Raw genomic sequence first — 22,920 nt, 5'->3', positions numbered from 1 at the left:
CCACACACTCGCATACATGCCTTTCCTTCTCCCCCGGGCGCCTCTCCACCCGTCACCATCATAACCAGTCACAGCGGCGTCTTTCCCCAGGCCAGAATCTCGACCCTCTCCAGTGCCTCCTGACCAAAAAGCTGCTCTGCCACGATGGGCAGACGCCCCGCTGCAAAAGCCCCGGCTGTAGCCGCAAGACGTATCTTGCCACTTGGCGTGCGAAACACGCCGCCCTGCCGCACCAGAACACAGCGCAGCTGCCGGACCGGGCAGACCCGCCCTATGGCCTGGGCCATGTCGGCCAGAAGCCTCTCGTACCCTGCCACCTGCCTTGCCTGTGCCAGGGACAGCTCCCCCATGACGCACAACACGCCCTCATGCCGGAAAACCGCCACACTCCGGCTGGTAAAGACAGGACAGGCCTGCCGGACAGCCTGTGCCAGATCATCCGGGTCATAGCGGTGGTCACCAACAGGGAGGCTGTTCTCCATGCGACCTGTCACGAACAGATGCCCCTTCACGAGAAAGCCTGAATCCCGGCTGCGGAACCAGGTGCGACCATCCGCCCCCGTGACGAAACGTTCCCTGTTTTCCTGCTCCCGGTTCAGATACCCCGGTGTCACGCAGGGGCCACTCAGCCATAGCTCGCCCACCCGACCATCCGGCAGGCTGTCTCCCGTCTCCGGGTCCACGACAAGAACGGCGTGTTCCTCAATCACACGGCCACAATCTGCGAGAACACGCTCGTCATGCTCATCACGGGGCGGGCCGACCCGCCCTTCTGCCAGCCCGGCACGGGAAAACGTGGCAAAAGACACGCCCTCACCGTCCCGGCTGTCACCGGTGATCATGAGGGTTGTCTCAGCCATGCCATAACCCGGCCGCAGAATGGACGGCTTCATCCCGAGCGGCCCATACCGGCTGAAGAACCGCTCCACCGTTCCCCGTTCGATCATCTCCGCACCGATGACGGACTGTGTCCAGCAGGAAAGGTCCAGCCCTTCCAGGGCGGAATCCGGGACATGCCGGGCCAGAAGCTCATAGGCAAAGTTGGGACCGATGGAGAAATTGAGACGGTACCGGTCAATCGCCTGCACCCAGCGCTCCGGACGGGTGATGAAATGCTCCGGTTTCATCAGCCACGTCGTGCCTCCCATCGCCACACCGAACATGAGACTTACCAATCCCATATCGTGCGACAGAGGCAGCCAGACCAGCCCACGCCGGCTGAGCCAGAAGTCACTGCGGATGGCCAGCAGATGCAGGTTCGTCCCCAGATTGCGGTGCGTGACCTTCACACCACGGGGCCGCCCTATGGAGCCGGACGTATATTGCACAAGCGCCGTATCATCCAGGTCTGCCGCATGGCGGCGCTGGAGCGGCTCGGCACTTTCAGCTCCTTCAACGGGAATCCACTTCACCTTGCGGGCACGGCCTGCCGCCTGCCGCCGAAACCCCATCAGGGTCTCCCGTGGCCCCAGAACGGCCACCGCACCGGAATCCTCCAGAATGTCAAACAGGCGGTCCACACTGCCCACCATGCTGGGGTACACACCCAGCACAGGCACGGTATTGGCATAAACACAGCCAAAAAACCCTGCCACAACTGCCGCCTCATTCTCAAAACAGAGCAGGACCAGCCCCCGCTCCGGCACGAAACGGCTCACCAGTCCCGCCACCCGGCATGCCCACTCATGCGCCTGCCGGAATGTCAGGGACGCAGCAACCTCCAGCGTCTGGTCCAGTGCAACGCACTGAAGCTCATCAGGCCGCTCCTCCGCCCGGAAGCTCAGCATCTCATCCAGTCTGCTTTCGTACCTGTCCAGTATGCTGAACCCATTGTCGTAATACTCGACCACATAACCGGACTGGCGGACAATATGGCATGTCCAGGGGATCATGCTTCCCCTCCGACGGCCTGTGCCCCTTCCAGAGCAACCGTGCCCCCCTGCTGGGCCATCACTACCGCCTGACGCAGCAGGCTGCGGGCCATTTCGAGAATGGTTTCGTTACGGGCCAGCAGCACGAGCGACACATCCACCCCAAACTCCGACCGGATGGCTGTCTGAAGTTCCACGCCGGCGAGGGAGTCAATCCCCAGCTCGGAAAGGCGGGCACTGTCCTCGATCGTCTCCGGCTCAACCTGCAACACGGAGCCAAGCTGCTGTTTCAGACGGAACAGGACATAATCTAGACGCTCATTTTCCGGCATGCTCATCAGCAGCTGGACCGAGCCCGACATGCCTCCCTTGAGGCTTTCCTGCTGCAACAGCGTAAAGCGTGCCGAAGTTTTCAGCCAGGCCAGCGCCCCGAACACCTGCGCCCAGTTGAGGTCCACCAGAGACACGTCACTGCGGTCCACGCCATAGAGCACCGGCAGATACGCCAGAGAGTCCGCCGCCATCATGGTTCTGATGCCAGCGACATCAAACATGCGACCGGCAGCATCACTCTCGGTCAACATCCCCACATCCCCAATGGCTCCCCAGCCCACCGCCATGGCGGGCAGCCCCTGCTGGCGCCGGTTTTCAGCCAGGGCATTGAGGTAGCTGTTGGCCGCCATGTAGCTGCTCTGCCCCAGATTGCCGATCTCTGCCGTAAAGGAGGAGTACAGCACGAAATGATCCAGCTCCAGCCCACGGGTGGCATCATCCAGCGCCTGGGCCCCCAATACCTTGGGTGCCATGACATGGGCGACATTCGCCGCATCCATCCTGCTGAGAAGCTGGTCATCCACCACACCGGCGGCATGGAAGACACCCCGCAGCGGCACATCATCCCGGGCCAGTTTCCTGACCAGACGACGCACAGCCTCCTGATCCGTCACATCCAGACGATGGGTCACCACCGCACCGCCAACACTTTCGGCCAGCTTCTTCAGCATTGCGATGGCCTGTTTACGCTCCGGGTCTTTCGGCAGGGACCGCCCTGCCAGATGCAGCACCCCAGCCCCCTGGGACAGAAGATATTCTGCTGTCTTGAGGCCAAATCCGCCCATGCCACCAGTGATCAGATACGCCCCCCTGCGGCTGAATCCCGGCTGAACCTGCGGCAGCGGGCGGGCCTTGAGGCCGCTCATGTCCTCATAGGAGAGCATGATCTTGCCAATGTGCCGGGATGACATGAGGTAGCGGAAGGCCTCGGACGCTTCTGCGGCCGGGAAGATGCGTGTCTGCGGGAAGGAGAATTTCCCCTGACGGGCCAGCAGCAGGATTTCGTCCATGACGCCATACAGTTTCCTGTGCGGCATCATCCGATCCATGTCGAAGGAGAAATAGGCCAGATTTTCATTGAAAGGCATCAGCTCCAACGCCCGATGCTCCACGATGTCCCGCTTGCCGATCTCCAGAAAACGCCCCATCGGCGCCACGAGCCGCAGGCTGTGGATCATCGCCTCACCGGGCAGGGAATTCAGCACCACGTCGACACCCCGGCCATTGGTGGCCTCACGGATGCCATCCACGAATTCCAGCGTCCGGGAGTCCCAGACACCCGCACAGCCCTGCTGACGCAGATAATCCCGCTTCTCCTGGCTGCCTGCCGTGCTATAGATCACCGCCTTTTTCAGCTGGGCAATCTGGATGGCGGCCTGCCCCACGCCACCAGCCCCGGCATGGATGAGAACACTCTCCCCTTCCTGGAGCTGGGCCAGGTGGACCAGCGTATAATAGGCTGTCACGAACACCAGCGGCAGACCGGCAATCTGCTCCAGCGAGAACGGCAGGGCCTCTTCCGACAGGGGCAGGGCACAATAGGCCAGTTCACTGGCCTTCACGATGCGGCGGGATGCAAAACTGTCGGGATAGACAAGTGCGAGCATGTCGCCCGGCTTCATGTCCTCAACCCCATCTCCAACCGCCTCGACCTCAACCACACATTCCAGCCCGAGAGCATCGCCGCTGAAGGTCCCTTCCGTCACGCTCTCCGGCAGGAGAGACATGGCTTTCAGCACATCCTTGAAGTTGAGGCTGGCCATGCGGGTACGGAGCCTGACTTCGCCCGGACCCGGCTCCGGCACGGCAAAAGCCTGCCATGTGACACCATCCAGTGTCCCGGACCGGCTGGCCTCGAGGCGGACACCGACGGTACCATCATCCTGTCCCCCCATGATCTGCTCCAGCGGAACAGGCTGGGGATCGGGCTCCAGTGGCGGAGATACCAGCCGCTGGACCATGCGTTCCACCATCTCCCCGGCTGGAGCCGCCCCATGGCCAGCCCCGCCATCAGCCTGACGCAGCCAGACCGTATCCTCCGATGTGTCCTCAAGAACGAGTTCGGCCGCAATATCCTCCAGAAAGGCCTCTGTGCCCTCGGCAGGAACATCAACACACCGTACGGCGAGGTCCAGAACACGCTCAGCAGCAGCACCACGAAACAGACCATGGAAGGCCCGCTGGAGCGCCTGCGCCTGCCCATCCCTGCCATAAGCGCCACGGGTCACGATGATGACCGGCAGGCGCCGCTTGCGTGCCCGTGTCGGCACACGCTGGAACAGCGCCACGCAGGCGGCCATATCATCAAGGCACTGCTGGTAATCATCCCCGCCATGCGGGAACAGCACCAACGCCCGCTGTCTGGCGAGGAACGGTTCCTGATCCAGCTGCTCCGCCAGATCAGCCCCATCCAGACGGGAGCTGACGGTCAGCTCGGCACCATTATCCTCCAGCAGGTCTGCCAATCCGGCTACCAGCCCATTACCTTCACCCAGCAGAGTGATGGCCAGCGGTTCGCTCAGCAGCACCTGTCGCTCCGCACTCATCCAGTTTGGCGCATAGACCAGCCGTGCCGCAGATGACGCCTCATGCCCGCCACGGGCCACACGACGACAGCACAGGCCCATCACCTCGCAGAGCAGCTCACCCTCCGGTGTGAAAAGCCGCAGATCGGCCACGATCTTGCGGCAGGTCCGCAGGGTTGGCGTCACCATCACATGGGCCCGGGAGACCTTCTGCCCCATATAGCTGATACGCTCGATGGACGCCGGAACGTACACGTCCTTCTGCTCCTCAAACGGGAAAGCCCCGATGAGAGCATGCATGGCACCATCCAGCAGTGCCGGGTGCAGATGATACTCCTCCAGCGTGGCGGCCTGCCCATCCTCAAGGGCAATCTCCGCCACGGAATACCCTTCACCACGATACAGGTGCCGCAGGGTCTGGAAGGTTGGTCCATAATCCAGCCCCATAGCGGCAAAAGCCTCGTAAACCTCTTTCCCTTCAAAATGGGCCGTTCCCGCACACAGGGCTGCGAAATCAAAATTCCTGTTCTTTTCCGATGCTGCACACCATGGAGCCGCCTGAAGGATGGTGGCCTGCCCATGTGTCTGCCAGTCCCCATTCCAGGCCACGGTCTCGCTGTCAAAAACGAGACGGCGGGTCGCCATGTCAAACCGCCACATGACAACCGGCGCCTGCCCCTCCTGCACGACCAGCGGTGTGCTGATCGTGATGTCCTCGATCACGGCCGGAGCTTTGGCCTCCAGCTGGGCATGAGCCGCAAGAGCAGCCTCGACATAAGCAGCCGCCGGGAAGAGCGCCATACCGTGGACCTTGTGGTCCATCAGCCATTCCATGGAGGCCACGCCGATATCAGCCCTCCAGGCACGGCTTTCCAGCAGACTGGGCGCGCCGAGAACGGGGTGGACCTGCGTATCCAGGCGGTCACGGCGGGAGGCCTCGGTCTCCAGCCACATTTTTCCCCCTTCTTCCCACCGGTAGAAGGGCAGCTCCATCCGCTCCGGCCGCAGGACATGTCGCCAGTCCGGCTCTGCCCCGCTGAGTGTCAGGCGGACAAGGGCCCGCAACAGCCCTTCTGCATCATCCTGCATGCGCCGCAATGTCGGAATGACAGCCACCTCGTGACGTCCCTCCCCAGCACAGCCTGTCACGGATGCCCCCAGCACCGGGTGGGCCGCAAGCTCAAGGAAAATGACGTGACCATCATGCAGCAGAGCCCGTATGGCCTCATGGAACAGGACCGGCTCCCGGGCATTGGCGTACCAGTAGGCACCATCATGCAGCGCCCCATCGTCCCACAACCTGCCCGTAACGGTGGAATAGAGCGGAATCGCTGGAGCACTGGGCTGGAGATGGGCCAGGGAGGACAACATCTCTGCCTCGATCGCAGCCATGTCAGGACTGTGATAGGGCACATCCACCTTCAGGAACCGGGCAAACACGCCTTCCCTCTGGCAGTCTGCCTCCAGCACGGCAAGGTCATCACGGGGGCCAGCCACCGTGCAGGACTCACTGCTATTGATGGCAGCCACAGAGAGCCTGCCACCGAAGGCCTCCAGCCGTTCTTCCAGCAGGCTGCGGCCCATGCCGACAGCCAGCATGGTGCCCCGGCCTGCCAACGTCGCCTGAAGGCGGCTGCGGTGATAAATGACTGTCACGGCGTCTTCCAGCGTCAGTGCCCCACTGACATGCGCCGCTGCCACCTCTCCCACGCTATGGCCGACAATGGCGCCCGGCGTTACGCCATGCCGGGCAAAGAAAGCTGCCAGACATATCTGCACAAGGAAAATGGCAGGCTGGGCAACTTCCGTCTCCTGAATACGGGATTTCTGTTCCGGCTTCAGCAGTTCAGCCCGCAGGGACCACCCTGCCACCTTCATGAACAGTTCATCACAGCGCCGGGCCAGCGCACGGACCTCCGGCGGCCCCTTGCGCAGGAGATGACGGCCCATCCCCCACCATTGCGGCCCCATGCCGGAAAAAAGGAAAACCGGTTTTACAGCCTCATCCACAACAGCCTTGCCCGTGAACAGGGCCGGATGGGTCCGCCCTTCGGCCAAAGCCTGCAAGGCCTCACGGGCCTGGGGGATCTCATCCTCTCCCCGGGCCGGGAGGATCACCGCCCGCTGCCGGAACCGTGCCCTGTACCGGGCTGCCGAGAAGCAGAGAGCCTCCCACAGGCCATGCCCGGCCTGCCCACCTTCCAGCCGTTCGGCATACGCTTTGGCCATATAGCCCAGCGAGGGCTCCGCAAACGTACTGAGCAGCAGCGGCACACGCTGCATGAAACCCACCGGACGAACACCTTTCAGCCGATGATCCCGCACGGCCCGACGCTGGGCCACCTTCCGCTCCGCCTCGGTCGGGCGGCGCAGCAGGGCCACGGCATTCGTCCCGCCATAACCGAAGGAATTGACAACCGCATACAGCTTTTCCCGCTCAGGCAGAGCCGTGGCCTCTCCCTGCGCCACCTGTACGCGATACTCCTCGAATGGAATGGCAGGGTTCAGCTCCTTCAGGTTCGCCTGTCCGGGCACCATGCCATGTTCCAGACACAGCATGGTCTTGAGAACAGCCACAGCACCAGCTGCCGCTTCCATATGCCCCAGGTTGGCCTTTACCGAGCCAACGAGAATGCTGCTTCCCTCCGGCTGGTACTGCCCGATGGCCCGTGCAATGGCCTTGGCCTCGATCGGATCGCCAACAGGCGTCCCCGTGCCATGTGCCTCGACATAGGCCACATCCCGCGCTGCCACATTCGCCCGACGCAGCACATCCCGGATCAACGCCTCCTGCGCCCCGGCATCCGGCATGGTCAGAACCGGAGTCCGGCCATCCTGGTTCACACCGGAGCTGCACACGACACCCCGTATGTCATCCCCATCCCGCATGGCATCCTTCAGGCGCTTGAGCATGAGGACCACGCAGCCCTCACCACGCCCATAGCCATCCGCATCTGCCGCAAAAGATTTTGACAGGCCATCCTTGGCCAGAAAATGGCCCTTGGTCATGAGCATGGCCGTCTGCGGGATCACCATGAAGTTCACGCCACCTGCCAGAGCCACGTCACACTCACCAAGACGCAGACTGTTGCAGGCCTGATGCATGGCCACCAGCGAGGATGAACAGGCTGTATCCATGGCAATGGCTGGCCCCTGCAGCCCGAACACATGGGCAAGACGGGCCGCATACATGGTCATGCAGGAAGACACCGCCGCAAACTGGTCACGAATCTGCGACTGCATGAAAGGGCTGCCACACTGGACGAGCTGGTCCTGTGTGAAGCTGCCCATGAAAACACCCGTCCTGCTGCCCTCGAGCGTACGGGGAATCACACCGGCATTCTCCATGGCACGCCAGCTCACATCGAGCAGAACACGCTGCTGGATGTCCATCACCATCCCCTCACGGGGAGAAATGCCAAAAAACAGGGGCTCGAACTGATGGTCTTCCGGCCTTACGAAATGACCATACTGCATGGTCGTCTTGCCCGGGGTCTGGTCAACCGGGTCATAGAACCGTCTGCGCCCCCAGCGGTCATCAGGAACAGGCACGCAGCCATCCCGACGCTCCAGCAGAAACTGCCAGAGGGCATCCCTGTCCCCCAGCCCGGCTGGCAGAATACAGCCAACACCAATGATGGCGATTTCATCGGAAGTGTATGTCTGGCTCATGAATGATCTGTTTCCTGTTCCCGGTTGGTCCAGCAGCTATCCTGCATCATGAAAAGGTCAGGCCTGCCCTCTATGCAGCCCACGCTGGATATAGTCCTTCAGCGTCGCTTCCAGCCTGCGTCTGTCCACGTGGCCCTCCTGTGTGCGTGGAATTTCCGGCACCCAGATCATGACGACCGGCGGCAGTGCAGGGTAACGCTTCCGCAGGCGGGCAGACAGGGCCTGCTCATCAAACGACTCATGAGACACGATGGCCGCATAAAACCGTTCCTGCCCCTGCCCGTCCGTCATCATGAAAACACCCACGTCCCTGATCCGTGTTTCGGAGCGCAGGATGTCTTCCACCACCTCCAGGTCGAACTTGGCGCCACCGGCATTTACCAGCGCATCCATTCGCCCCCGCAGGTGCAACCCACCTCTGGCTGACATGAAGCCCCGGTCTCCCGGGTAAAACCAGCCATCCCGGAAGCGCTGTTCCGCTGCCGGGTTGTCATCCACATAGCCCCGGACAACACCACCGCCACGGATGCGGATCTCACCCACCTCTCCTGCCGGTACCCTGTTGCCCCCGGCATCCACGATCTCGACATCCACCCACGGCAGGGGAGCACCGACATCATCCTCGCTCCTGCGCTGATCGGCAGGCATGGCCGCCACCAGGCCGCTTTCATCCGTCCCGTACACGACCTGAACATGCGGCGTGAAACGTTCTGTGGTCTCCTTCAGAAGACTGTCGGACAGCCTGCCCCCCACGATGCTGAGATAGATATGGCTCATGGGACGCCCCTGTGGTGGCAGGGCACGCAAAAGATGCCTGAGATGAACCGGCGTCATGACGATCATGAGGGCAGGCGCCTGCATGACTTCCGTCCCGATATTCTGGGCATCGCTGCTCCGCAGCGTGGTGCCACCTGCAAGGGCGGCCCCCATCATGAGAAACCCGCTCAAGGATTGCGGGCCAACCGTGCAGAGCAGCTGTGGCTTGCCCACCATACGGCTCTGGCCCCTGCCCATGCGGGTAAAATACTCCACCATGTCATGATAGATGATCCGGTGCAGCTGCTCCTCCACCTCACCGAAGCTCAGCTCCAGCAGATGTGGCTCCCGGCCTGTCCCGCTGGCCAAGGCAGCACGGCATGGGGCCGACCGCTCCACAGGGACAGGCGGGTAGTAACAGGACGCATCATCATCCTCCACATTGGCGAGGGCACGGCTGAACCAGTCCTCACCGAGGACCAGACGCCCCTCACCGGGAAGCAGGCCGCCCGGACCGTGGAGGATGATGAGGTCCGGGCGCAGGGTGGCCAGCTCCTCCTCCGAAACATCCCCATTGGACAGGGAAGCAGATACAAGCCCCAGCCGGCCAAGCGCCAGGGTCAGTGCCCAGTGCCGCCATGTATCGGGGCACTGCACGGCCACACGACGAAGATTGAGGGAGCGCAGCCCCTCCAGCGCATGGGCCAGACGGCTGACCGTTGCCTCCAGCAGGGCATAGGACCGCTTCCGGGACAGGCTGCCAAACGCCACCTCGTCTCCTGTCATCCGGGCATTGTAAGCTACAAAGCGGTCCAGCATCGTCTCACCCTCCCAGGCGGCCTGTCGGAAAACCCGCCGCCATCCATGTCTCTCTGACAACCAGAAGACGCCATTGATTAATGAATGTCTTTTATATCGTTAACGAGTGACGAAAACATCCCTGCCGTACAGCTTTTTCCTGCCCCCGGCAGCAGTCTCATCCGCAGAGACATCCATAGACCTGCCGTATCTGCGCACTGACCCTCTCTGGCGCATAGGCCCGGGCCGTACACCGCCCCTGTTCCACCATCTTCAGCAGAGCGGAACTGCCGGAAACATATCCCTCCAGCGCCATGGCCAGGGAGTCCACGATGCCTTCCATATCCTCCGGGGAATGCCAGAACCCGTTCTGCGGCGTAGCGTACTCGCGCCCACCACCGCCATGATACCCCACGACAAGGCAGCCTGCCGCCATAGCCTCCAACGCCGTGATGCCAAGAGCCTCCATCCGTCCCAGAGCAAGACAGACAGCGGACTCACCCATGAGGGCCGCCACCTCCGCCTCACCCTTCTTTTTCAGAGGGATCCACGGAACGTTGGAAAACTGGGGATACTTCAACGACAGCATGTCACGGAACAGGCAGACATAGGCTGGTATCCCTCCCTGATGGGGCCATTTCCACTCAGCACAAAGGATCTGGAGTTTTTTCTGCCGTGGCCTGAACACAGCTCCATCCACCACGGGCGATGTGACAGGAACAGCCTCCAGTCCCAGCACCCGCTGGATCAGATGCGCTGCCTCCATCCCCGGAGCCAGAACCTGCGTCACGCCCCAGTCCCTCAATTTTTCAACTGATGGCCTGTATGTGAAGAAATAATAGGGATTCTGACAGAAGATGATCTTCTTCCCGGCCATGGGCTGGCGGATCATGTCCGCATACCATCCATCCAGCACTTCGGGAAAAACGACCATATCCTCTTCTGCAAGGTCCTTCACATCCCTGCAAACCAGCGGCAGCATCTCCTGCCCCAACCATGACGGCAAGCCTTCGGACTGCAGGACCTGCGCCTGAAATCCCGCCTGACGGAGCAGGAAAGCGTGGCGGTAGACTGTCTTGATGCCGCCAGAAACGAGATCCCGTGGGAAGCAGTTCAGAAAAATGATTCGCCCCGCCACCAGTCAATCTCCCAGCCCACCACTGCACCCTGCCCACTCCGGGTAGAGAATGACTGGAATATTTACAATTTACTAATGAAAAGTAAATATCATACCTCTGGAATCATTCCTCCTTTCCACGCTTCCCGGCAGGTGAAAGCACATCCAATACAAGGCCGGGTGTAAGAATCTGTGGCAACACCTGCTCCGCTCCCCCAGAAGGATAATACAGGTATAGCGGTACCCCATCACGATCATGGGCCCTAAGAAACGCCGTGATCCGCTCGTCCCGGCGGGTCCAGTCGCCCCGCAGGATGGTCACGCCATGCTGCCGGAATGCCCGCCGGACAGACGGAACATCCAGCGCCACGTGCTCATTGACCATGCAGGTCACACACCAGGAGGCTGTCATGTCCACAAAAACTGGCTGCCCTGCGGCCCTCAGAGCAGCCAGACGCTCTGCCGAAAACGGTTCAATGGCAGGGCCATCCTGTCCCTGTATCGCTGCTCCGGTCTTTCCGGTGGCTGCGACGGGAGAGCCAGACTCATCATCCATCACCACACTGCGCCCCAGCCCGGCAAGACAGACCAGCAGGCACAGCAAGGCCAGCAGGCGGCAGCCCAGCACGAAACGGGGTGCCTGCCCCAGCATGGCCCGCTGCTGCGCCAGCCCGTACAGCCAGCTCCCCAGCCCCAGAAGCACGGCCCCTCCGGCCATCAGCAGTACTGCATCTCCCCCACGCTGAAGCACCGCCACCCAGAGCAGCCACACGCAACTGGCCAGCAAAGGAAAAGCCAGCAGCTGTTTCAGACGTTCCATCCAGCCACCGGGACGTGGCAGACGCTGGGCCAGTCCCGGCACAAGTGCCAGCACGCCATAAGGTGCTGCCAGCCCCAGCCCCATGGACAGAAAGATCAGCAGGCCAGACCAGATCGGCCCACCCAGTGCTACAGCAATGGCGACCCCCATGAAAGGTGCCGTACAGGGCGTGGCCACGATCACCGCCAACAGGCCCGCCAGAAGATCACTGGCCGGACCATGCCCTGCGGCCATCTGCCCGGCCCGCCCGGCCAGGCGCCCCCCCGTTATCTGGAACACACCCAGCAGATTGAGCGCCATGACAAACAGCAGCCAGCCAACCCCCACAACAAAAGCGGAAGACTGGAACTGGAACCCCCACCCCACGGAAGAGCCTCCATAACGCAGGGCCATCATCAGGGCACCAAGAAGGGCAAAGCAGCCCATGATGCCCAGAGTGTAAAAGGCTGCACTCCGCCAGCGTGTCCGCCAGCCAGCTCCCCCCATATGGGCAAAGGAGAGGATCTTCATGGCCAGCACGGGAAACACGCAAGGCATGAGATTGAGAATGACACCCCCCAGAAAAGCCGAGAGCAGGCTGCTCCAGACGGGCCGTTCCCTGTTCCCGGTGGCAGCCACGACGGGAACAGCCGGACTGGCGCCAGACACTGGAACCGCCGTTACCTGAAGGGCCGACCGGCTGCCAGCAGCATCCACCAGCACGACAACGCCAGCCAGCGGTTTCTGCCAGAAAGGCGGATGGGCATAGGAATCCGGCTTCAGTGTCAGAGCCAGCTGCCCGGTCTGGACAGACAGGGGCTGCGGCGCATTCTGGGCGATCACGCCGCCCTCCTGTGGCAGAAACCAGGCCTGCCGCACCGTATCGGGCGAAAGGCCAGCTCCATGCAGGGTCAGCAGACCATCGGGGCCAAGACGGGCCTCAAAGGGGGAAGGCTGGGGCATGGCCGCATCAGCCCGACGGAACAGGGCTGCCTCGGCAGCATCCGGCACGACATCCGAGGCAACAGCAGGCAATGCAAGGGAAAAGACGCCTTTTTCGGGCACGCAGACATCCGCACAGACCAGCCAGTCTGCACGGGCCGTGACCTGCACCGCACCTGCCCCCCGCCCCTGGAGGGGAACCCGCACAGGCAGCAGCACATCCCCCTGGTAGGCATAGGCCATCAACCCGCCCTCTGGAATGCGCTCCGGCACGGGCCATGCGACCGTGTCCGTCCCGCCGGACCGGCTGCCACTCACCATGACATGGACATGCGGCGCCTCACCGGCATCACCGGGATTCTGCCAGTATGTGTGCCAGCCGGGCTTCAGCTGGAGCCTCAGCCCGACCCGCAGCGTGCCCCCGTCAGCCTGACTCTCCTCCTGCCCAACAGCATCCACCGCACTGACAAGGGTAGCCGTTGTATGGCTGGTCACGACCGGTGTGCTCTCTGCCGCCCGAACAGGAGAGGCCAGAAAGACCATCCCGCTCACCATGGCAAACACAGCCATCATCATCCTGCCGATATGCCGCGCCATCCGCTTACCCTCCCTTTCATGATTGCCAGACAGCCCCGGAACCTGTCCCCGTACCCCGGGCAGGCAGCACTGGCCCATAGCATTGGCCCATATCCGTCTTAAAGACATAATTGCTGCCTACCGTCCCCAGTTCACTCTTTCACAGACCATGAGTAGGCCATGACCACACATCCCGCCCCATCCGACCATCCCAAAGCAGGCCCGTGGAACCGCCTGATAGCCCGCAGCATTGATCTGGACATCTACGGAAGCCTTCTCATGCTGCCAGTCTATGGTTCCATCCACCAGCTGGAAGACATGTTTCCCACATTGCAGAAAATCGGCAGTGCATCCTTCAGCCCCATGATGCCACGCTGGGATACCCTCATCGCCAGCCTGCTGCTCATCTTTCCCCTCTCCATGGTGCTGGATGCCCTTGTCTGCGCCTGGTTCGGCAATACGCTGGGCAAGCGCCTCCTCGGCATCAAACCCTACCGTACCAATGGCCGCCCCCTCGATCTTTCCACCTGCCTGAAACGCAACTATCTCATCTATGTCGCCGCCTATATGGGGGGCATGGATGTCCTGTCACCGCTGGCAGGCCTCATCCATTACATACGCTACAGACGCACCGGAACGACTTTCTGGGACGAAGAAATGGGCACGGTCGTCCGCTCCCTGAAAAGTAGCGTCGCCCGCACGGTCACAATCACCATCCTGTGGTTTCTGGTCTCAATCCCGCTCACCATGGTTGGAAACCTGCTCTTCCCGTCCATTCTGAACAACATCAGCACCGTGACGCCCACATCCCTGCAGAAACCGGCCACTCCCTGAAAGACTACAGGCCATAATAGCCCTGGGCCTGGAAATGGGCTTTCACCAGCGCCACGAAACACGCCCGTTCATTCAGGGCAAGCAGCAGGCTGCGCCTGTCCAGCTCATGCCCGGCCCTGATGGCTGGCAGAAGCCTTTCCGCCACGGCCCGCCGATGACGGATCTGCCGATAATGGGACACATAGAACAGGGGACTCTCCAAGGCATGGCGAAGGATGGCACCATCCGCTGGTGGAAAGCAGCTCCCAAGCCACACGAGAGCTGCCTTCAGGCAGCGGATGACAGCGGGTTCCGACTCTTCTTCCGGGATGAGGAACCACCTGCAACGATTGACCAGTGCTGATGTCCGGCTGGTCAGGTATGCTGTGAAAGGCGCCAGAACGAGACCGGCAATCACCGGCAGAAACCAGACCAGTAGCGCCTCCCCTGACAGAACTCCCTCTGAAAGATGATCCAGCAGGGTAGCGCCGTAAGCAAACTGCTTCTCCAGCACCTGCACCAGCCCCCAGGCCCCCGCCAGACCAAGGGCAGAACACCATCCGTAATCCTGCAGGCAACTCCGGAATGTCAGTGGGGCATCATCTCTCTGCTGCCCTGCCCAGCGGACGGATGACCGCCTGAAACAGGCCAGCAGGAACTTCACGATGAAGCACATGAGAACCGGATTGAGCAGAAAGGCAAACAGCATCTCCAGCAGGAAACTGAGCAATAATCTGCCACGACCACCATACTGCCTGGCCACAGGACGCCGCATGGCAACGGCCAGGGCAATCAGCCTTGGCGACAGCAGGAAGATCATGGCCAGCACGAACAGTCCGGCAAAGGCCAGCCTCACACTCTCCAGCTCCCCCGTTCCCTCTGCCCCCATGCCCGCCTCCAGATGGGCCAGCGTATAAACGGATGACACCATGAACAGAACACTGAGCGGCGCCATGAAATAGGCCAGTGCCCCCATCAGCAGGGTTTCCCTGTGCACCCCCTGAACCCTGTCTGCCGACAGAAAGCGGACATTCTGGAAATTGCCCTGCATCCATCTGTTCTCACGGGCCAGAAAGCCCGAAAGATTGGCCGGGAGCTCCTCATAACTGCCCCTGACATCCGCAAGAAACCAGACTTCATGGCCTGCCCGCCCCATCATGGCGGCCTCGGCAGTATCATGTGAGAGCGGCCTGCCGCCCCATGGCCTTTCCCCCGGAAAATCCGGCAACAGGCAATGCTTGATGAAGGCATCCGTCCGTATGATGGCATTGTGCCCGATATAGCTGCCATGCCCCATGGAAAGAGCCTCCACCGCCTGGGGAAAGACAGCTCCCTGGAGGTGGCTGCTGAACTGCATGAGCCGCCCGAAAAAGGATTGCCGCAGGACAGGCAGCGGGCTGGTCTGGATGATGCCGACATGCGGGTTGCCTGCCATCATTTCCAGACACTGATGGACACAGGCCCCCGACACGATGGAATCAGCATCCATCACGTAGAAACAGGCATAATCCCGTCCCCACCGGCGAAGAAAGTCCGTGACGTTGCCCAGTTTGGCATTGGCATTGTGTGCCCTGCGCCGGTACCGGACTGTCACACCCGGATAACGCTGCCTCAAATGATAGAGGGTGGCCTGTTCGGTCAGGACATGTCGTACGTCCGTACTGTCCGACAGCAGATACAGGTCATAATGGTGGAGCTTCTCTGGCACATCCTGGCTGAGTGTCTCGATCAGGGATGCCATGCCCGCCCCGACCCGGTGCATCTCCTCATGATGGACGGGGTACAGAATGGCACAGCGCTCTTCCGGCCCCGGCTCCCTGGCCCTGTGTGCCGGATGGCAAGGATTCCCCGCTGCCCCCCGGCGGGCCAGCCGGTAACCGACAACCATCTTCACGAAGGCATATGTCGCAAGAAAGGTGAACAGCAGGTACAGGGCCGCATAAAGGCATGGCAGGATTTCATGGTCGTCCAGATCGGGAAACAGGGTCCCACTGGCCAGGCTGAACATGAAACCGGCCACCAGCAGGGAGACAAGCAGCATTTTCCGCCGCCGTCGGGCCATGATTCTTACCCAACCCGGCTGTCTCTGCCCCCCTTTGGGACATGCCTGCCAGACCAGCTGGCGGATGATCTTCTTCCAGTCCGTATCAAACCGCATGATCTGGAGAGGCAGCCGTCTGAATCCATCGCCCGATGCACCGCCATCAGTTTCCTCCCGCTCCAGAAACCGGTTGAGGGTCTCGAATGACGTGATCTCCCCATCCACGCCTCCCAGAATGTCCCTGTAGGGAGAAAAATCAAACGGTATCGCCCCTTCTTCCTCCTGCCCGTTCATCGGGCAATGGAGGCCAGAACCCCCGCCTGAAGCATGAGGGAAAAAACCTTGAAATAAGGCACCCATGATGACTCGGCGACATAGACGACATCACCATCTTCCAGCAGGAAACTCTGTGCGACAAACAGGCCGTAGGTCCGGTCAAAACGGATTTTCAACAGATGAGGCGTGTCATGATCCCGTCGCAGCACGAAGATGGCCCGGCTGGAGGCGGCGTCCCGTTGCAGGCCGCCTGATATGGCCAGAATGTCCGCCAGTGTCGGACATGTTCCGAAAGAATAGATACCCGGCCGTGATGCTCCCCCACCCAGAACCGGAATCCTGATGGAGGCCTCCTTCTTCACGATCACCCGGTCATGTGGGGCCAGATGAATGTCATTCACCAGCCCATCATCCAGCGGCAGGGCTCCAACCACCTGCCCATGTCTGACAACAGACACCACAGTTTCAGGCCGAACAGACACAGGCTGCCCATCACTGGGCCCTCCGGCGGGCACAGGCGGGCCTCCCCCCATGGCTTCCGCCAGAACATGGGCCAACATCAGCCCGCCAGGCTGCCACCGCACCTCCCCGGGTATCTTCACTTCACCCAGTACAAGTACGGAATCAGCTTCCCACCGGCCATCCGGTGCTTCCTCCTGCACGATGACTGACGGATGGCTGAACACACGCTGTGCCGCATAAAGGCGGGACAGCTTCTGCTGGATGCTGGCATAGGTCAGGGACACCACCCGGACAGCCCCCACATAAGGCAGGGTGACCATGCCATCCCGCAATACGGGAAAATGCCCCAGCTTCATGATGGCTGGCGTATCTCCCCCTCCAGCAAACGAAAGAATGGACACGCTGAGATCATCCCCCACATGGATGACTGGATCCCGGGTGCTGTGCCCCGCATCAATGGCCCATATGGCCTGCCGGACCCGCAGCTTTTCTGCCTCCCGCATCTGCCCGGCCATGATCGTGGCCTCTCTCAGGGTAATGTCCTGCATCACAAGGCCAGAAAAAAGCCGCCTGCTGTCCTGCCTCTGGGGCTGGGCTGTCAGCTCCTTCACGCCTGGGCCGCCACTGGGCAGGTCACACCCTGCCAGAACCGGCACCAGCAGGGCCATGAACGCCAGAGAACAGAAAAACGGGCCCCTCATCATCAAGCCAGAGCAACATACAAGACCAGCCCTGCGACCAGCGCAATGGCGCTACTCCACCAGAAGGCCGGTCTGAGAGGCGTGTCCTCCACAACAGGCCCGCTGACGGTTTTCAGGAAGTAATGCCCCATGATGGCATTTGTCCTGACAGTCTCACAGGCGGCCATTTCGGCATCCAGAATACTGGAAAGGGACCTGACCTCACGAATCAGACGATCATTTTCCAGAATGACATGCCGTGGTGTCACGCTCCGTTGGCGCAGAACCTCCTGCTCGCCCTCATAGGCCATCACCTCCCTGTGCATGGCTTGTGCGGCATGGTCCACATCCTCCTGAAGGGCCGCCTGCCTGCCCTTCAGGGCTGCCTGGTCCGCCATCAGCCGGAACTGCGTCTTCAACACCGTATCGTAAAAGCCGCTGCCCTCATAAATGCCGGAAGACAGGATATTGTCGGCAATCACCTGCTCATCATGAGCCATGACCTGCCTGATCCTGTTGATGGAGGCCTCATGCTCATGCAGCAACAGATCATCCGGCTCGACATTCAGGCGAGCCAGCCGGGCCCGGGCATCGCCAAGTATCTGCCCTGTCAGACGTTCGGCGAGAGCCGCAGAAGGGGCCCGGAGGGTAAATTTCACAAGGCCATTCTTCTTCCCGACATCAATATCCACGATGTAACGGTCATAATAGCGGTAGAGAGCATGATCATCGTGCGAAAACAGCGACAGAACGCCCCCGAAACTCTGGACGGGATCTGTGAAATCATACGCCTCTGCAAGATTCACGTTCGCCCTGAGGGCCCTGAATTCCTCATAGGACAGCACGAAAGCCTGGAAGAGATAATTCCCCTCATTCCGGCCATCCGGGCCTGTAAAAACTCCCCCGCCACTCCCCCTGCTATCGGGCTTCTCCACGACAAGGACAGTCTGTGTTCTGTAAAGAACTGGCGAGAGAAACGCATAATAGGCCAGCGTTACCAGCAGGGGAACCAGCAGGAGAAAACGCACGGCACTTCCTTTCGTTTCCGTCAGGAAAACACAATCATGCAGACCATCTGTCGAGATGAGCATCCCATAATGACTGGACGCAATGCGTCCCTTCTTATTTTAACAATACATTAACTTTACAGAAACCATTTTCTCCTCCCCCTCCGCAGCCAGACACAAAAAAAGGAGGCCAAAGCCTCCTTTTCCTGAAAAAGCTCCATGAGAGGGAGTAACCCCTGTCTGGTTTCTCAACGCATGATGCCCGTATGGCCAATGCTGTAGCGACCCGGCTGGGGCCAGACTGTCAGACCATGCGGTTCTGCCCCGACAGGAATCTGTTTCATGGCACCGCTTTCCGTATCAATGGCATAGACGACATCATCAAAACGGCCGGAGAGCCAGAGTGTTCTGCCATCCGCACTGACATTGCCCATGTCCGGGCTGCCACCACCGGGAATAGGCCAGGTCTTCAACACCTTGTCCGTTGCCATATCCACGACGGACACACTGCCCTTGCTGTGGCGTGGCCCATGCACCATGTGGGACCCACGGTTGGCAACATAAAGCAGCTTTGCATCACGGCTCGGATACAGCCCATGCGTTCCCAGCCCCGTGGGAATGAAACCCGTCTCCCTGAAGCTGTCGCCATCAATGATGAACACGCCATCAGCATGCATGTCGGCCACATAGAATTTATGCCCATCCGGTGCGGCGAGAACATCCTGCGGCATCCCCCCCTTGGAGAGTTTCAGCATCCCCAGAAGGGTACGGTTGACCGTATCCACCTTGGCCAGATAGCGCCCGAATTCGCAGGTGAAGATCGCATAACGCCCATCTGCCGAGAAGGCAGCATGATTGATGCCCTCACAGAGCGGAGCCTCGACAGACCCTTTCAGCACCATGCTGTGCGGATCACGGAAATCCAGACGGCGATGGGCTTCTGCCACAACGATGGCATTCTGCCCGTCCGGTGTGAAATACATATTGTAGGGGTCATCCACGGCAATGGCCTTGCCGGGCTTGCCTGTCAGCGGGTCGATCGGTGTCAGGGAGCCATCCGTATGGCCCTCGCTGTTGTTGGTCACCCACAGGGTCCGCAGGTCCCATGAGGGGACGACGTGCTGGGGGGACCGCCCCACCGGGAACGTATCCACGACCTTGTAGGTCTTCGGGTCGATCACGGAGACACTGTTGCCACGCAGGTTGGGCACATAGATCCGCTCCAGATCATGCGCCACGACGGGGGACAGTTTGTCCGGGCCGCTGGCTTCACTGTAAATGTTGTGAATGTCCGGCACGGGCGGCATGCCCGGAATGGTCTGTACGACCAGCGCCTGCTCCGTCACGGCACCAGATGGTGCAGGTGGTGCCTTTGCCGTGGCGGATGGATCACCATCCGGAAAAGGCTTTGGCGAATCGGCAGCAATCGGTTCATCCTGCGGGTCAGGATGGTTGGCCGTCTGCTGGGCCTGCGCTGCCCCCGCAGCCAGTAATGCCCCCATTGCCAGAAACGAAATTTTGAGCCTCATGGGTGTCTCCTGTTGAAAGACGAAATGGCCTCAACGGCGGCCTGCACCTGCATGGCTGTGCCGACCCGGCCAAGTTCAGCCGTTGCCTGCCGCGGGTCACCACCATAGACACCATCGGCAGAATCCGGTTTTCCAGCCTGCCTCAGAAGCCCCTCCCGCACAAGGGACGGATCCACGGCCAACATGAGGGATGTATCGCTTATGTCGGCATGTTTCCCCAAAGCCACACCATGGCCCTGTCGGCGCAGGTAATCTGCGTACTGTCCGGCCACGACATCATAATAGGCTCCGACATACAGCACCCTTGCCGCCCCTTCACCAGCCCAGCGCCTGTTCAGCCTCTGTGCCAGGGCAGCCAGCTGGGCCTGATAACCACCATGGTCCCCCAGCAGCACAATGGTGGTGAAGCCCTGCGCCCTCAGGCTTTCCGCCGCTCCTTCCACCAGCCCGGCAAAAACGGCTGGTGGAATGGAGAGTGTCCCGGCAAACCGCATGTGGCCTGTGCGGGGCCGGGTCGAGCCTTCCGGCACATAGGCCAGCACGGGGGCCACCAGGGTTTGCCCTACCCTGCGGGCAATCCTGTCCGCCAGAACACGGGCCCGCACATCATGCTTGCCCACTGCCATGTAAGGCCCGCTCTGCTCCGTACCACCAACCGGGATAATGACCGTTCTGGTCCCGGCTTTAAGGCCGGCGTCAATCTCCGTCCAGCTCTGGCAGGCCAGCTCCACCTGCCGGACCGCAGGCGGACAGGCCGGAGACACCCCCTCCGGCTCTTCTGCCATGGCCGGAGCCACCAGCCCGGCCAGGCAGGCCAGCAGGACCAGCGGTCGCAGCCGGGGCCAGCACGGATACCCGGCCACCACCTTCACAGTTCTGTTGCTCATCCAGCGCCCCTTGTGCATTATCACCCCACCCCCATGGCCCCGGTGTTCCGGATACGGGTCCTGCACAGGCCCATGGCCTGAGCGGACTTCATCCGGCATACTGTCCCGGCGTACAACCACCAGAACCGTCATGACCGTGCCCCTGCTGAACACCCTGCCCTTTCTTACCCAGATGAACAATATCGACGACGCCGCCCACATCATCCAGATGGCCCTGACCCCCGTCTTCATGCTCTCCGGCATCGGCACGCTGATCAACATCTTCAATACAAGGCTGGCCCGTGTCTCGGACCATCTGGACAATGTCAACCGTCTGCTGGCCGCCCCTCCTTCCGAACAGGACCACCAGTACAGCTACGACACGCCGCAACGGCTGAAAACCCGCCAGAAACGCCTGACACGCCGCATTGTCGTGCTGGACCTTGCCATTATCCTCAACGGGCTGGGCGGGGCCATGACCTGCGGTGCGGCCATCGCCCTCTTTGTCGGCTCACTGGGAGATGCCACGACATCACTCTGGCTGCTGGCCCTCTTCGGCACTGCACTGGGCTGCACCGTGGCAGCCCTGCTGGCCTTTCTGGCCGATACGCTCCTCAGCTGGCATGGCCTGCGGCATGAAGGGCAGGTCTCCCTGCTTACTTCCCTGCTGCGCTCGAAGGCCAGCCACGCAAAACGGCATCACTGACCGAGGTTGGCAGCCCCACATAGCCCAGCCGGGCATTGATCTCTGCCCCATGGGCAAACCCCCAGCTGAAGAAGCGCTTCACACCCTGCCCCTCGGGCCGGTCCACGGCATCTTCCGGCACCAGAACATAGGTGGCTGACACGATGGGCCAACTCTCCGCCCCGGGCTGGTCCAGCAGATTGACGGCAAAATGGTCCTCCGCTTTCCATTCCGCTGCGGAGGCAGCGTCAATGAAGCCCTTCAGGGATGGCAGCACGAACCGCCCATCATGATTCTTCATCTGCACGATGCCCAGATGGTTCTGTGCGGCGTAGGCATATTCCACATAGCCGATGCTCCCTTCCGTCTGACGGACAAGGGCGGCAATGCCGTCATTGCCCCGTGCTCCAGCACCGCCAGCCCACTCCACAAGGGTCCCTGCGCCGATACGGGCCTCCCACTCCGGTGATGTCCGGGAAAGGTAGGATGTGAACACATAGGTCGTCCCGGCACCATCGGCCCGATGCACGGCCACGACTCCCATATCCGGCAACGTCACCCCGGGATTGAGAGCCTGGATGCGGGGGTCGTCCCAATCCGTGATGCGACCATCATACAGGGCTGCCAGTGTCGGACCGTCCAGCCGCAATGCCCCGGCGGGAACACCGGGCAGATTGACCACCAGCACCACACCACTCATGACGGTCGGAAACTGGTAGAGGTGCGTCTCTGCCAGACGGTTCGGGCTCATCGGCTTGTCGGATGCTCCAAAATCCACCGTACGTTCCACGACCTGATCCTGCCCGGCGCTGGAACCGACCGTCTGATAATTGACCTGAAGCCCTGCCTGTTCTCCCGCCGGAACGCTCCAGCTCTGATAGACGGGGGCAGCAAAGCTGGACCCTGCGCCCGTTATCTCCACATCCTCCGCACGGGCCACCCCGGCCAGGGCTGACGAAATGGACAGCACCAGCATGAAGGCCCTGCCGCAGTTCTTCCAGCGGAGAAGACGTTTATCTGTCGGACGCATAAATCCCTCGGCACACGCAATGATCACCTGTCTGCCGTTATAGCTTCGCCGACGCTTCAGACAATAAAAATATACCACAAGACAAAGAAAAGTCTTTTTTGACACAAAAAAATGAGTAAATAGACATGAAGGCATGTGATGA

Annotated in this window: 13 protein-coding genes; 2 read left to right on the top strand and 11 right to left on the bottom strand. The window is 61.1% G+C overall.

Features of this window, described 5'->3' with window-relative positions:
• Positions 1-68: 68 nt before the first annotated feature.
• The 5 genes from CO583_RS08410 to CO583_RS08390 form a co-directional block, all read right to left on the bottom strand.
• Positions 69-1,892 (bottom strand): AMP-binding protein, encoded by a 1,824-nt coding sequence (locus CO583_RS08410; protein ID WP_248630755.1) that lies wholly within the window; start codon positions 1,890-1,892, stop codon positions 69-71.
• Positions 1,889-8,401, bottom strand: a complete 6,513-nt coding sequence (locus CO583_RS08405; protein ID WP_249103356.1) for a type I polyketide synthase — start codon at positions 8,399-8,401, stop codon at positions 1,889-1,891. The genes CO583_RS08410 and CO583_RS08405 overlap by 4 nt, the downstream gene beginning before the upstream one ends.
• Positions 8,402-8,458: 57 nt before the next feature.
• Positions 8,459-10,036 (bottom strand): class I adenylate-forming enzyme family protein, encoded by a 1,578-nt coding sequence (locus tag CO583_RS08400; protein WP_248630753.1) that lies wholly within the window; start codon positions 10,034-10,036, stop codon positions 8,459-8,461.
• A 97-nt stretch (positions 10,037-10,133) separates the two neighbouring features.
• Positions 10,134-11,093, bottom strand: coding sequence for a glycosyltransferase (locus CO583_RS09240; protein WP_248630752.1), 960 nt, complete (start codon positions 11,091-11,093; stop codon positions 10,134-10,136).
• Positions 11,094-11,196: 103 nt separating this feature from the next.
• The gene (locus tag CO583_RS08390) at positions 11,197-13,410 is read right to left on the bottom strand and encodes a protein-disulfide reductase DsbD (RefSeq protein WP_248630751.1); all 2,214 of its coding nucleotides are present in this window, start codon (positions 13,408-13,410) and stop codon (positions 11,197-11,199) included.
• A gap of 159 nt (positions 13,411-13,569) precedes the next feature.
• Between CO583_RS08390 and CO583_RS08385 the strand changes: the two genes are divergently transcribed.
• Positions 13,570-14,223, top strand: a complete 654-nt coding sequence (locus tag CO583_RS08385; protein WP_248630750.1) for an RDD family protein — start codon at positions 13,570-13,572, stop codon at positions 14,221-14,223.
• Positions 14,224-14,227: 4 nt separating this feature from the next.
• Here the strand turns inward: CO583_RS08385 and mdoH are convergent, their stop codons facing one another.
• The 5 genes from mdoH to CO583_RS08360 all read right to left on the bottom strand — a co-directional run bounded on the left by mdoH (position 14,228) and on the right by CO583_RS08360 (position 20,982).
• A complete protein-coding gene (gene mdoH / locus CO583_RS08380; RefSeq protein WP_249103353.1) occupies positions 14,228-16,537 on the bottom strand; it encodes a glucans biosynthesis glucosyltransferase MdoH in 2,310 nt (769 codons plus the stop codon).
• Positions 16,534-17,649, bottom strand: a complete 1,116-nt coding sequence (locus tag CO583_RS08375; RefSeq protein WP_249103350.1) for a polysaccharide biosynthesis/export family protein — start codon at positions 17,647-17,649, stop codon at positions 16,534-16,536. Before CO583_RS08375 ends, mdoH begins: the two co-directional genes overlap by 4 nt.
• 35 nt (positions 17,650-17,684) lie before the next feature.
• Complete coding sequence (locus tag CO583_RS08370) at positions 17,685-18,689, bottom strand: hypothetical protein (protein ID WP_248630748.1); 1,005 nt, start codon at positions 18,687-18,689, stop codon at positions 17,685-17,687.
• 227 nt (positions 18,690-18,916) lie between these two features.
• Entirely contained in the window at positions 18,917-20,197 is a 1,281-nt protein-coding gene (locus CO583_RS08365; protein ID WP_227449731.1) for a YncE family protein, read from the bottom strand.
• Positions 20,194-20,982: a creatininase family protein gene (locus CO583_RS08360; protein ID WP_086431643.1), complete on the bottom strand. Its 789-nt coding sequence runs from the start codon at positions 20,980-20,982 to the stop codon at positions 20,194-20,196. Before CO583_RS08360 ends, CO583_RS08365 begins: the two co-directional genes overlap by 4 nt.
• A gap of 232 nt (positions 20,983-21,214) precedes the next feature.
• Between CO583_RS08360 and CO583_RS08355 the strand changes: the two genes are divergently transcribed.
• Positions 21,215-21,769 carry a DUF2721 domain-containing protein gene (locus tag CO583_RS08355; protein ID WP_227431483.1) on the top strand — a complete coding sequence of 185 codons (555 nt, stop codon included), beginning with the start codon at positions 21,215-21,217 and terminating at the stop codon, positions 21,767-21,769.
• On the opposite strand, the gene pstS is transcribed toward CO583_RS08355, so the two are convergent.
• Positions 21,720-22,778, bottom strand: a complete 1,059-nt coding sequence (gene pstS / locus CO583_RS08350) for a phosphate ABC transporter substrate-binding protein PstS (protein WP_408610232.1) — start codon at positions 22,776-22,778, stop codon at positions 21,720-21,722. The genes CO583_RS08355 and pstS overlap by 50 nt on opposite strands.
• Positions 22,779-22,920: the final 142 nt, after the last annotated feature.

The sequence above is a fragment of the Parasaccharibacter sp. TMW2.1882 genome (assembly GCF_023337635.1).
Classification (GTDB): Bacteria; Pseudomonadota; Alphaproteobacteria; order Acetobacterales; family Acetobacteraceae; genus Bombella; species Bombella apis.
This window is presented reverse-complemented; position numbering and strand designations above follow the sequence as displayed.

Excerpts from the sequence above, each read along its gene's own strand:
- CO583_RS08405 (WP_249103356.1), bottom strand. The coding sequence starts at position 8,401 with ATGAGCCAGACATACACTTCCGATGAAATCGCCATCATTGGTGTTGGC.
- CO583_RS08410 (WP_248630755.1), bottom strand. The coding sequence starts at position 1,892 with ATGATCCCCTGGACATGCCATATTGTCCGCCAGTCCGGTTATGTGGTC.
- CO583_RS08355 (WP_227431483.1), top strand. The coding sequence starts at position 21,215 with ATGACCGTGCCCCTGCTGAACACCCTGCCCTTTCTTACCCAGATGAAC.
- CO583_RS08360 (WP_086431643.1), bottom strand. The coding sequence starts at position 20,982 with ATGGCAGAAGAGCCGGAGGGGGTGTCTCCGGCCTGTCCGCCTGCGGTC.
- CO583_RS08390 (WP_248630751.1), bottom strand. The coding sequence starts at position 13,410 with ATGGCGCGGCATATCGGCAGGATGATGATGGCTGTGTTTGCCATGGTG.
- pstS (WP_408610232.1), bottom strand. The coding sequence starts at position 22,778 with ATGCGTCCGACAGATAAACGTCTTCTCCGCTGGAAGAACTGCGGCAGG.
- CO583_RS08365 (WP_227449731.1), bottom strand. The coding sequence starts at position 20,197 with ATGAGGCTCAAAATTTCGTTTCTGGCAATGGGGGCATTACTGGCTGCG.
- CO583_RS08375 (WP_249103350.1), bottom strand. The coding sequence starts at position 17,649 with ATGGCCCTGCTGGTGCCGGTTCTGGCAGGGTGTGACCTGCCCAGTGGC.
- CO583_RS08385 (WP_248630750.1), top strand. The coding sequence starts at position 13,570 with ATGACCACACATCCCGCCCCATCCGACCATCCCAAAGCAGGCCCGTGG.
- mdoH (WP_249103353.1), bottom strand. The coding sequence starts at position 16,537 with ATGAACGGGCAGGAGGAAGAAGGGGCGATACCGTTTGATTTTTCTCCC.